The following is a 12,594-nucleotide window of genomic DNA, read 5'->3' as shown; positions in this document are numbered from 1 at the left end:
AAATGTGGTTTAAAAAAATAGTTAATATTCTGGTTTCATTATCTCTTCTTCAGTCCCAAGTGCATATTGCGACAATAGGTGCAGTATTTATTGCTACTTCAGTGCTTAACGCAGAAGTTATTGTTGATACAAGCGCAAGCACAGGCACAAGCTCACCAGTTGGCAGTAGTGGCCAAGAGTCGGTCCCGGTAGAAGAAGATACGCCGACATTGAATGCTCAGTGTTTGGTGTACTTTGATGTTTTACAGAGCGACACATGTAAACAATACTGGCTGGATGTCGGCAGCGATAATATTGAAGATTTGCAAAATGGCGGGGATTCCCAAATATTTGAAAGTTGTCTTAAAACAAATTGCGGAAGTTACCCAACTGCAGGAATTCCACAAGAGCAGACATATCCTTATATTATGGAAACAGTGAAAGGGTGTACACTTGAAAGCGAAAGAACCGTAAACGGAAGCGGACTTAATATTACAGAATGGCTAAAAGCTGATTCTTCAGATGAAAACAATATAAGCACAACACAAACAAGTATAAAAACAATACCGTATAAATTACTACAATACACATGTCCAAGTTACAGCGAAGATGTTTGTGTTGCATCGGAAAGAGTGATGCAGTCGCCTGTAATGTGTTTCAAATCAAACATATCAATAGACTTGAAAAACAGTATAAAAGATTGTTTATCTGGGGATACAGGTGCTTGTGATAATGTAAACAATAGTGGCGGCATTGGAAATTTTGTATTTTGGCAATACTGTGATGCAGATAATGATGGGGACGGTTATTATGAAAGTTTATCCTCGCAAACACAAGCGGCATGCAATAGAAACGATGCAAGTCTGTTGAGGTGTGACAGAGATAGGGCTTGCACATTGGTAGCCTCTTGTGAAAACGAAAGCAATGTGACAAAAACCACAACAACAAAACAAAAATGTGATGATGTTGGAAGAAATTTTGAAGAACACATAATAGACACGCAATGCGGAGACCAGACTGATCAATACAAAGAAAATGCAAATTGCATACGAATAAATTCTATTTCTGACGCTCTTCAGGATAATACAATAAAAATGAGTTTTATTTCAGGAGCAGGCACAAAAACAGACGATTATACGGAGTTTGTTATTTATAAAAAGAAAGAAAATTTTCAGCATGACGAGATATTAGCTGCACTGTTTTTTCCATGGTCTCTCGATAAGACAGTTGCCGGGTATTCATTTTTAGGTATCGGAGTAACAGGAATTGCTACGTTTTTTGGTGCCACGGTGAATTGGGAAGAAGATGGGTTGGCAACAGTGCTTGACGATTTGTATAAAAAAACAAAAGATTATTGCAGCGCGATGGACGGAAATTGTTCGATTGAGCACGAACAAGGTGTGAGAAGCTGGGATTGGACAACAGGGAAAATCATCAAAAAGAGACACACAAGAGTAATAGCACAAAGTGCGATATGGACGGAACCGTTTGTTCAAAATATGCAAATTGATGGATATGAATGGGAGAGTGGGCCAAGCCGAGAGCTTAGGTGGATTCCTTCGAGAATAAATTATTCAATGAAATTAAATCTTCCGCCAAATGACATTCTTGTTATTTATAACACAAATACAAAAGCAAATATGCAGTCATACATCGGAACCAAAATTAATACATATACAGATATACCATCGTGCGGAACGGAAGGAGTAAACCCAATAAACCAGTATAAGGATATAACACAACCTGTCAGGTTCGCACTAGCGCCAGAGATAGAAATCCATGATGTTGCAATGGTTTTGCCTCATGCCGGAATGTATTCCTTTAAACTATTCGACAACGATACATATGTGGACACATTTGTTAAATTTTTCCCAATGAACAATGGGGGCAATTACCCACTATCAGGAGCAGATCTTTTATCTACAAACTTAGATTATGAAAGTTTTTCAGAAACTGTTTTGGCTAATGTACAAAGCAAAATAGCAGAATTGGTTGAAAACAAAATAAACGAAAAGGAATTGTTTATAAACAATATTGTAAATAGTGTACTGCGCATTATACAAGAAGGAAACAAATACAAACTCGACAACAACGCACAAATTGATTATCTTAACGATTTAAATAACTCGGATGCTTCGCTGATCTACTCACTGCTAGAAGAAGATTATCTGGAGGAAATGAAGGAGAATAACAGTTCAGACCTGTTTACAAACGATGGAGGTGATTTTACAAATTTTCCACAAAAAATAGACAGCGATATTATCTTGCAGTTTGAAGAGGTTGCGGGAGCACTTGTAGAAAACCCGGATAACATTCAAGACCAATATGCCGTTGGTAGATATGGAGAAATTACAGACCAAAGAACAAAGCCGGCTTTTCTTTCTGAACTGCAAACAAGACTGGATAATTTTATTGCTCCACTTGATACCCAAAGATTGGATAAGGTTGTTGAATATACAAATGATGTATATAGTGATTATACAGAAGTGAAAGACAAAGTAAGTTTGTATCTTAATAAATCCGGAACAAGATACTCAACTTCGACAGAATATGGAAGTTATAGTGCATCTTTTAAATCCTCTTGTGGTGACTACAGTGAGGCGCTTGGCAATGTCGATAGTCAATATGATGCAACAAAATCTATAATTGGAGGAAATTTTTTTCAATCGGATTTAAGCTTCATTAAGGATGGAACAAAGAGTATTATTACGGGGCATCTGGGCGATCAAACCATTCGGTATAAATATTACAAAAACACAAGAAGCGGAAGCAGCAAATACGATAACTACCACTCTGCAATTTCTGGAACTTACAGCTGTTCCTATGATTGTAATGTTTATAGTAGTTGTGCATCAACAACACCAGTCGTGTGTGATTCAAACGGGACAAACTGTACCGGTGGAGATTGTGTTGCTGGATATGTATGGACAAGTAATGGATGTACAGAATCAAGCAGTTGTCAAACTTTTGGAAGCACAGGAAGCAATTGTTCTGCACAGTGCAATGGATATCATGTGCCATATTATGGGAGCCTATATGATGACAACGGAGATGTGAATAATGATTGGGATAACTCCTGCGCTGGTTCCTATGAATGGTACAACACAAATGACAACAACGGAATAAGGGGAAGCAAAACCATTTCAGGTGTAAATGTAAGTGGGTATTTTGGTTCATGGGGTACTTATTCGTGTGATAATTTTCCTATCCGTTCAACTGGAAACGACCGAACAAAATGTGTCTACAACAGACATGACCAGGTGGATAATTATAGAAATACTGTTCCGAGTTCAGCATTGTCTTGGTCAAGCACATCTAAAAAACTTGATACAAGCACAAATGCAGTAGAGGCAGAGCTGGTGTCATGGATGGAGGTAAATAATTTCAAAGATTCTTCAGATTCAAGTCCGTATTTTACTGGTAGCGACAATGTAAGATACGGCCTTGCGTATGATTCGGCAAATGGAATAAACACGGAATCTGATAGTTATATAGTTCCATTAATTAGAACAAAGGTAGTAAATCTCTATAAAAATTATCTGACAAATTACTATAATAATCTGCTTAATGCAAATCTTAGCCAGGTCAATACGGATTTAACAAATTTGATAAATTCAGAATACGAATCATACTATAACGCATATTTTGCTGACAATTGGCACAAATTCAACAGAATAAAAATAGAAGATGCAGAAGTAAGACCGGAAGATGCAAATTCTGTAAACTTTGATATAACATTGCCCGGAGGCCATTATGTAAAAAACCCAAATGCATTTTCTATAACAATTGCACCGCACTATGAAGTTAGAAAGTACAGGTGTTACACAGATTGGAAAACATGTGATACTCCGGATAATTGCACGTTTGACAAAGAAAATATAACAAACTATATAACAGACTCTGACCATAAATCAGTAGCTACCATGAAAGATGTGGAGTTTAAGTGTGATTCTCAAAATACAGTCTCCGTGTGTGAATCATTGAAAATTACAAAACAATGTAATGATCTGAATATGACAATGCCGCATATTGAATATGACGATACTGATTTTTCTCAAGATTTTTATAGCAATATAGGCAAAACAATGGCGCTGAATGAGTCAATAAAAATATTTGGTGCAAAACCGTTGAACTGCGAAGAGGGGCTCTTTATAGATATGAGCTGGGCAGAAGATCCGCTGTTTTGGGCAGGGGCGTTGATGGCAGGGCTCTCCCAACTGCAAGGATTCAGTGCTTTTACTGAAGGAATGAAAGGATGGGCGTCAACAGCCATGGGTTCGCTTAGCTTCATTGGGGATACGGCACAATGTGCAATGGCTTTTGGCAGTTGCATGTCAGCAGCTGGTTTTGGACCAGTAGATTTGGTAAGCAATATGTTTTCTACAAGTGCTTACGATCCGGTAAGCGGATCTTATCCGCCAGCAGGTGTGAGTGCTTCGGATGGTTCATATATAGTAAATAATGCACAACAAGGATGCTTGCAGGCTGGTGGCGATGCATCCTGCGGAGAATTTGCAGCACAGTTTGCTGGTGAATCTTCAGCAATGATGAGCAGTTTGGCAAACTCACAGGCAATGACATCAATAGCAACAACGCTTGGATTCCAATCGGGTGCTTCAATGATGGCGGCATTGGGAAATCCGCTTGTTGGCTTAGCAGTACAAGTAATAATGAATCTTGCGCTAAATACATTTGACAGCTGTAGTCAATGTACTAGCAAAGATTGCGCCGAATCTCATGATCCGCAAGAAGCTAAACAGTTAATCGCAATGACTGATGCTTTGAAAGTCTCTTCGAGATATTCAGGAAGTGAATATGGGCTAGGAGCAGATTTTCAAGCATACAATAACTGTTTTTTCAAAAGCAGTGGATGTGCTGCAAAGTTTATAGGAAGCTGCATTCGCGATTATAAAACATTTTGTTGTTACAACAGCAGAATGTCAAGAATACTTGCTGGCCAAATATACCAACAACTTGGATATACATACCAGGCAGACGGATGCTCAGCTATTGGAATTGAAGATTTATCGCGAATTGACTTTTCAATGTGTGCGTCAGGAGTGATACCGAATCCGTCAAACAAATGTCTGAACTACAAAGAGATAGAAGATTATATGATGTCTCAGATAAATTGGGACACACAAAAGAGTTTCGATGTCAATACCGTGATTCAAACATCAATCAACGCGGCAAGAACAATGAATTAAGATATATTGTTTTTTTTTGACTAGATTGTAATAGTTTGTTATAATCTTATTTTTAATAGGAGTTAAAATGAGATATATAGCAATAGCAATCACTTCAGTCTTTGTCGGTATTTTTTTAACAGGCTGCGGAGGCAGTTCACCTAAGCCTGATAAATTATTAAGAACAAAAACCCAACAGGAACAATTGTTGAAAGAAACAATTCATTATACTGCCAATGCTGTGAAAACATTTAAAAAGCAGGAACTAGCCATCCCTGCAGGCGCTAAAGTATTTATTATAAATGCATACCCTGATCAAAAAAAGAAAGCAAAAGAGATGTTTGATTTTGCAATTGCTTTAATGAACAAAAAAGGTCTGTGTTATAAAAAAGAGCATGACGAAAATGCCATAGAGAAATGCACAAAAGTCAAAGTGGAAATAACAGAAAAGGGAAAAACAGCCAATTTGTTATTAGATTCGCTAAACAAGGGGTGGTCGGCAAATGAAGCAGCTAGGGCAATTTATCAATTTAACAAAAAATATTTTCCAGGTTATCTGGTTACTAGACCGGAAGGAACACTTGGGGCCATAAAAAATCTTGAAATATACAATGAACAAATTGATAGAGATATTTATAAATATTGTGAAATTGATGGATACCTAGAAAGATACGCATCTGCACAAAACCTTCAAATTGTTGATAATCCGAATGATGCAGAATATATATTAATATATGAAAGACTAGGGTGTAGCGACAGATATATAACCCATCAGCCACCGGTACTTATGCAACAGGTACTTAACGAAGAAAACACAAGCATGCAGACGGCAAACAATAATCAATTCAATATCTACAAAAGTGATGGATCCGGCGGAGTGACTGGAGCAGTTTTGGGAGCTGGAATTGGCCGTGCGGCCAGTCAAGGCTTTAGATTGCTATTGACACCGACAGTTTCAGTGTTTGGTGCAATTGGAGCCTTTATGCCTCGCTACGCTTCAAACAAAGGTGTTGCGTATGAATATATATTAATAGATAAACAAAAAAAAGAATATTTTTATCATATTGTAGATATGGCTGGCTACTCAAGCATGAATGATTCTGCGGAAGACATTTTAAATAATAGATCGTCAGCTGTAGCAAAATATTTACTGCAGCCATAAAAAGGAAAAACCAATGAAATATACAAAAATTTTATCCACGCTTGCGATTGGAATATTAATGAGTGGATGTGGCGGACATCCTCGACCGGCTAAAAGAATACCGGTGGATCATTCTATATACCCAACAATAGAAAAAAATATAACCATTGTTAATAAAGATGTTCAATTTAATGCTATAGGTTTTTTTGGTCCAGATAAAACTAAAAGAAAGTATTCAAAATATTTTACCACACATATAGATTATATGTGGGCAAAAAAATGTAGCGGGCCAGATATTATTCATATGAGTGAATTTTACAACAATGAGCAACATAAAAAAGAGTGGAAAGAGCTGTATAAAATATACAATAATGGTACAAACAGTTTATATAGAGAAAAAATTTTAGAAATAAGAACGCAAAATTGCAAAAATAAGTAAAACATAAGCAAAAACAAAATAGAATTATTATGATTTTTACTTTTATATATTTAAATTTTTAATATATAAAGAACCTTCTTTTTTTGAAGGCAGGCATCTCGAATGCAACTCTATCATACACATTGAAATCTAGCTAGTGTAGGGACTGAGAATAAAGCGGTTAGTGATCGCAGCTAGGAAAACACTCGGTAAAAATATGCCGAGTATAAACCCCTCTAATTGCGGGGAAAGAGGTCTCATAAGCCTCTTCTGCTGTTTTTTCGCAGCAGACCTAAAGCTATTGCTACTAACTTGTGCTAGAAATAGTAAACATCAACAAAAATGTTGATCACAAGGGCGGACGGTAATGCGTTGGGAAATTTGATAAAAATGTAGATTGCAACTAAAAAAGCAGACGAAATGCTGCTTTTGCCTTTATGGATATTGCCTATGTGTGACAAAAAGTCAGTTTTTATCAAAAAACCCTTAACCGGTATAGTAAAAAAGCAATAGATGATGGGAACCTAAAAGAGTGCCCTGAAAACTATGCTATAGTTTTGCACATTTTATGGTCCCTGAAATGGACAATCCGCAGCGAAGTACCCTCCCGAGCGAGATTCTCATTATATTGAGATTAAAGGGTATGTGCTCAACGACTATCGAAAGGGTGCAGTGTGCACACTGAGTAGAGTAGCCTCAAAACGCTTTTACTATTTTTTCATCTTATTAATTTTTTTAAAAAGGTAGAAAAAATGGCACAAAAATTCAAATATATCCCAAGATTCGCAGATAACACAGAGAAAAGAGATAATCTTGTTGAATTTATCTCTTCACTTGAAGTTTCCAAAACATACGATACGAAAGCAAAACGTGAAAGAATTGATAATATACAAGAGTATTTTCTTTTTTCAAGTCTTTACAGAAGTAGTGAAGAAATCATCAGAAACGAAGATATAATCACAGACAGAAATGCAAACGCAAGAGTTCATACTCTTGTAACGACAACAAAACTATCGGACGATTTGGCATTTATTGCTGGCAATATCGACGGCGTGATAGACTCATTAAGAACAAAAGTGACAACATCTGGAAACGAAAGTGACTTTAAAGCGCTTAATCAAGCCGTAAAAATCTGGGAAGATACTAATAAAAAAGTAACAGCAGCTGCAGAACAGTTAAAAACAATCGTAGAAGCAAATCTTGAACAAGGTTATGGTTCTTCAAGACAATTAAGAGCTTATGAAAGTAAAAAAATCAACGAAAAGATTGATGAAATCAAAAAGCTTTTCTTCACTGACAATAAAACAACCCAAGAAATTGCAGATACTTACGGTGTGCGTCATGGACTCGTACAGGTGATTGTTGCTGAACTGATAGAAGAAAATCTCCTAAACAATATTGAAGTAATCAGAGAAAAAATAGCTTCTGGTGTTAAAAGAGATGAACTTGTTAAAGAGTACAAAACCTCTAAAAAGAAAATGACAGAATTTGTAAAAAATAACAATCTTCTTCCAGAAAAAAAGCCAACAAACAGCAAAGCAATAGATACGGCAACTAAAGCAAAAAATACTGACACTAAAATAGATAAGCCAAAAACAGCTCCAAAAGAGACAAACACCAAAACAGAAAAACCAACTGAAGTAAAAACACAAGACAAAGAAGAAAAATAGTAAATATTTGAGGTGAAACGGGGGGAGTACAAAAATTGTACTAAGATATAGTCTGCTCCCATGTGAAAGCATGGGTAGACCATATTATTAAGATATATACAATATGTTTTAGCAATATGGTCAGGTAAAGAGTTGCGATCTTTGCTGAACACAAAGGGTTTCAAAGAAATATAGTTTTATTTCAAAAACATCGTAAGGTCTTTAATATAGATAATGATTGTAATATTTGTACAGCCTTATCTAATATTAAAGATATAATTATAAAAATTAACTAGCTTTCCAGAAGCTAATAATGAAGAAAAAGAAAACTTCATATTAGCTTCTATGGCTAGTATTCTCTTTTAATTCCTTATTAGTTTCTGGAAGCCTAGTGCTTCAAACTAAAGTCGATCACGTGTACCTTCCATTGGAAGATTGTCTTATATGTGCGACTCAAAAGGAGTTGAAATGACAAAAAGAATAAACGGGAGCCTGCTTGAAACAACTGCGATTAAAGCAGTAGAACAAACAGATAATGTCTCCCATCAAGCTAGCACAAGCGCAGATGAATATGCTAGTAAATTAGCGTCTTTTGTGCTTGAAAATGGCACCACGGTAACAGGTGGAGCGTTAAAGCTTTTAAAAGATGCAATAATGCACCCGAGCTTCAAGCTCTATTTGGGAGGAAGTTTTTTTACTTCCTTTGAGGCGAATTCTTTAGCAACAATGGTGCAAAAAGTAAATAAAGTTTACTTTGGGTCTAACCCCGCCATGTTGCGAGGAACTCTCATTCACCTGGGGCGCGAGTTAGCTTTAAAGCATAAAATCCAAATAGGCGAATTATTGCCGTTTATGGATTGCATCAAAGCAATTCGCAAAGAGCTAGAGAATAAATTCCAATTCATGCAGCCAAAATATGTTGGCACAATTACAAAGGGTGAATTATTCCTAGAAGTATCTCGTGCCTTTCGTGTATACTATAAGAAATATCTTGTAGAAGCCGAGGATTTCGAGGTAGAATGTAGCTACAATATTAGATTTCCATTGGAAATTTTTAATAATCCAGCACATTCTAAGCACTTTCTTGGAAGTGGAACTTTCGATGGATTGGCAAAACGAGTTGTTGATGATAAAGAAATTTACATTATGGTGGATGCCAAAACAACAACTTCTCCAATTTCTGCATCAGTAGAAATGGATGAAAAACTTGCAAAATTCATTGAGCAAAAAAAGTTGCTTCAGACAGCATTAAAAGAGGAGCAAAAAGTCCTTAAAAAGTTTGTAAATGCAAACGAAAAGCTATCTGAGGCTAAAACAACTCTTCAAGAGATAGAAGTTAAGCTAGAGGATGCAACTGCAAACTCAAAAGCAACACTTAATCTTGAAAAAAGAGTAAAAAAATGGGAAGAAGAAGTAAAAAAATGGGAGAATAATCTCTTAAACTTCGAAAAATCTCAAAAAACAGCGGCACTTATAGAGGCTGAAATATCTGAACTCAATGAACTCATTGAGCCATTGATGAAAGACTATCTTCTTGAGAAAGAAGAAGCAGCCCTAAAAGAGTGTCGTAAAAAACACGAAGCACAACTCGCATATTATGCAATACTTGAGTCTTTTAAGACTGGTAGAATTGTATCTCGATTAAGAGTTGAGAATGTAGTGTGCAAGAAGGCAAAAAGTGATGAAAAATATTACAACAAGCCTGAAGTACAAGTGTTTGAATGGGATTTAACTCCTGAAGCACTAGCGGAAACTGAAGAAAAAGTGGTAACACTTATAAAAACAGTTGAAGCAGTTTTGGACGGATTAGATCCTATGGTGGTCTTTAGACCTAATAAAACAACTTTTTACGGAAGTGAATTTAATGAACTTCTAGAAGAGGTTAAAGAAATGGTGCAAAATAAAAAAGCAGAAGATAAATAGTCTTTGGAAGTAATTTTAGAGGCTACGGGTCTAACAGCAAGGTAAGAAACAATGCTATTCAAAGATAGCTAACTTGCTTACATAAACATGCTGCGCCCGCTTTTGCGATTTGCATTATATCACAAAAAAAATAAAAAATACAAAAAACCTACAAAAAATCCGCAACAGAGTAAACAATCAAGCCAACAACATAAAATATTTTTAGAATATTCTTAAAAAGTATGTATTTGATAGTTGAAAATTGCAACAAAGTAGGTAAAGGAAAAATCATGTTTAATAAAATAATCTTAGGTGGCAACTTAACTCGTGATATCGAACTCAGATACTCTCAAGGGGGAATGGGCATTGCAAAAACTGCAATCGCTACAAGCCGTAAATTTACCAGCAATGGTGAGAAAAAAGAGGAAGTATGTTTTGTAGATATCACATTCTTTGGAAGAAGTGCTGAAGTTGCCAACCAATATCTTCGCAAAGGAAGTAAAATCCTTGTTGAGGGAAGATTGCAATTTGAACAATGGGTTGACCAAAACGGACAAAAAAGATCGAAACACTCTGTGATTGTTGAGACAATGCAGATGTTAGATTCCAAAGGAGATAATCAAAATGGTGGCAACACCAACAATGCTCCTGCTTCACAAAATCAACAATACGGTGGTCAGCAACAACAAACGCAACAGCAAAGCTATGGACAGCCACAGCAAAGCTATGCAAATGCCAAACCACAACAAGCACCTCAGCAACAGGCAAAACAAATGCCGGTAAACGATGTGCCTGAAATTGATATAAGTGAAGACGAAATTCCGTTTTAGGGTTTACTAAAATAAAAAAATAGTTGCTACCCAGTAGCTCACAACCCCATACAGGGACAAGACATACCATGTCAAATCCCTGTAGGGATTGGTATGTCTTTTTACTTTCGTAAGGAGATAATTATGGGAGCATTGACACAAAATTTCAACGGAGCTAATCCACCACAACAAGGTGGAAATGGCGGAATCGCTGAAGTGCTAGAAGGCAAAAAAGATTTTTTTGTTGCCTTTTATGGCGAGTCCGGATACAAAAGAGCTATGGAAACTGCAATAGCCATTGCAACAGACTCTAAGTTTGACAGATGTAGTCCTATATCAATCGCTGAAGCTATTATGGCATCAGTAAGAGTAGGACTTGACATTGAGCTTGGAGAAGCATGGCTTGTGCCTTACAAAGAGACCGTACAGTTTCAAATTGGGCGCAAAGGTTTTCAAAAGCTACTGTATAATTCAGCAGCTGGATGGCTCATTGATGCTGAACCTGTATATGATACTGATTCTTTCGAATATCAAATTACAGAACAGGGTAAAAAAATTACATTTACTCCAAACTTCTTCGAACGTGAAGAAGATTCAAGCGAGTGGATCTTTGGCCACATGAAAGCTATCTATCTGAGTGCTACTGATAAAAGTGGAAGAAAAATCCATAAAGTGGTCACTAAAAAACAGATAGAGAAGCTTCGTCTAAATTCTCCGAACCAAATATATGCCTCAAAATGGGCTAAACCAGATGTTAAAGATAGAATAGCCAAAAAGCTACCTGTTGAAATTTGGCAAAAATGGTACGGGGAAATGGCAATAACTAAAGCAATTAAACTTTTTGCAAAACAGCTACCAATCGGAGACAAAGTTATCAATAAAGCTATTAAGCTTGATGACTTAGCTGAAGTTGGCGAACAAGAAGAGTTTATTGCTGAAGCACAAACAATAGAACCGACACCTCTACCTCAACAAACCACAATACAACCAGATCCAAAAACTCCAACATCAATCAATGATATTAAAGCGCAAGCTGCAATATTAGGTGCTGAAGTAAGCGGACCAGTTGAAAAACATGGTAAGTTTTGGGTGAAGGCAATAACAAGTGAGCACACTGACACACAACTCTTGCAAAAATTAGGCTTTATCTTTATAAGTCATAAAAATGTTTGGGTTATGGAAGTCACTCACTTAATATAAAAGGAGGCTATTATGCACTTCCTTTATACGAGAGAAGGAGCTGAGGAAGCTTTGGGCATAAATGACTTAAGTTACAGAGTCAACAAAGCATTAAAAGCTGGGATAAAACCTAGCAGAACTATAGGTGGTATTGAGTATTTCGATCTCGATGCGCTTATTGATCCTTATGCTCTTTCGCAAAGAGAATATAAAAAGGAAATGGATTATTTTGTTGAAAAACAAATAAAACAAAATGGAGATGTTTATCATTTTCAGCCATCTCTTTTTTAGATAAGTTTAACTCCAAAAGGGAGTTTTAGCACGAGAAATC

General features: G+C 36.4%; 8 protein-coding genes. All 8 read left to right on the top strand.

From position 1 onward, the window contains the following. Positions 1-2 precede the first annotated feature (2 nt). The 8 genes from traN to MLC44_RS07245 all read left to right on the top strand — a co-directional run bounded on the left by traN (position 3) and on the right by MLC44_RS07245 (position 12,554). Positions 3-5,186 carry a conjugal transfer protein TraN gene (traN, locus tag MLC44_RS07280; protein ID WP_434656696.1) on the top strand — a complete coding sequence of 1,728 codons (5,184 nt, stop codon included), beginning with the start codon at positions 3-5 and terminating at the stop codon, positions 5,184-5,186. A gap of 67 nt (positions 5,187-5,253) precedes the next feature. Continuing rightward, positions 5,254-6,327 (top strand): hypothetical protein, encoded by a 1,074-nt coding sequence (locus MLC44_RS07275; protein WP_152184452.1) that lies wholly within the window; start codon positions 5,254-5,256, stop codon positions 6,325-6,327. Between the two features lie 13 nt (positions 6,328-6,340). Beyond that, a complete protein-coding gene (locus MLC44_RS07270) occupies positions 6,341-6,745 on the top strand; it encodes a hypothetical protein (RefSeq protein ID WP_152184451.1) in 405 nt (134 codons plus the stop codon). Between the two features lie 731 nt (positions 6,746-7,476). Beyond that, positions 7,477-8,394 (top strand): hypothetical protein, encoded by a 918-nt coding sequence (locus MLC44_RS07265; protein ID WP_152184450.1) that lies wholly within the window; start codon positions 7,477-7,479, stop codon positions 8,392-8,394. 447 nt (positions 8,395-8,841) lie between these two features. Next, a complete protein-coding gene (locus MLC44_RS07260) occupies positions 8,842-10,296 on the top strand; it encodes a hypothetical protein (protein ID WP_434656692.1) in 1,455 nt (484 codons plus the stop codon). 269 nt (positions 10,297-10,565) lie between these two features. After that, positions 10,566-11,105, top strand: a complete 540-nt coding sequence (locus tag MLC44_RS07255; protein ID WP_434656690.1) for a single-stranded DNA-binding protein — start codon at positions 10,566-10,568, stop codon at positions 11,103-11,105. A gap of 123 nt (positions 11,106-11,228) precedes the next feature. Continuing rightward, positions 11,229-12,284 (top strand): recombinase RecT, encoded by a 1,056-nt coding sequence (locus MLC44_RS07250; RefSeq protein WP_434656687.1) that lies wholly within the window; start codon positions 11,229-11,231, stop codon positions 12,282-12,284. 12 nt (positions 12,285-12,296) lie between these two features. Beyond that, positions 12,297-12,554 carry a hypothetical protein gene (locus MLC44_RS07245; protein ID WP_152184445.1) on the top strand — a complete coding sequence of 86 codons (258 nt, stop codon included), beginning with the start codon at positions 12,297-12,299 and terminating at the stop codon, positions 12,552-12,554. Positions 12,555-12,594 lie beyond the last annotated feature (40 nt).

The sequence above is a fragment of the Sulfurimonas sp. NW9 genome, from assembly GCF_051132275.1.
GTDB lineage: Bacteria > Campylobacterota > Campylobacteria > Campylobacterales > Sulfurimonadaceae > Sulfurimonas > Sulfurimonas hydrogeniphila.
This window is presented reverse-complemented; position numbering and strand designations above follow the sequence as displayed.

What these genes read in the sequence shown, in the direction of transcription:
- traN (WP_434656696.1), top strand. Translation starts at nt 3, where the DNA reads ATGTGGTTTAAAAAAATAGTTAATATTCTGGTTTCATTATCTCTTCTT.
- MLC44_RS07250 (WP_434656687.1), top strand. Translation starts at nt 11,229, where the DNA reads ATGGGAGCATTGACACAAAATTTCAACGGAGCTAATCCACCACAACAA.
- MLC44_RS07245 (WP_152184445.1), top strand. Translation starts at nt 12,297, where the DNA reads ATGCACTTCCTTTATACGAGAGAAGGAGCTGAGGAAGCTTTGGGCATA.
- MLC44_RS07260 (WP_434656692.1), top strand. Translation starts at nt 8,842, where the DNA reads ATGACAAAAAGAATAAACGGGAGCCTGCTTGAAACAACTGCGATTAAA.
- MLC44_RS07265 (WP_152184450.1), top strand. Translation starts at nt 7,477, where the DNA reads ATGGCACAAAAATTCAAATATATCCCAAGATTCGCAGATAACACAGAG.
- MLC44_RS07275 (WP_152184452.1), top strand. Translation starts at nt 5,254, where the DNA reads ATGAGATATATAGCAATAGCAATCACTTCAGTCTTTGTCGGTATTTTT.
- MLC44_RS07270 (WP_152184451.1), top strand. Translation starts at nt 6,341, where the DNA reads ATGAAATATACAAAAATTTTATCCACGCTTGCGATTGGAATATTAATG.
- MLC44_RS07255 (WP_434656690.1), top strand. Translation starts at nt 10,566, where the DNA reads ATGTTTAATAAAATAATCTTAGGTGGCAACTTAACTCGTGATATCGAA.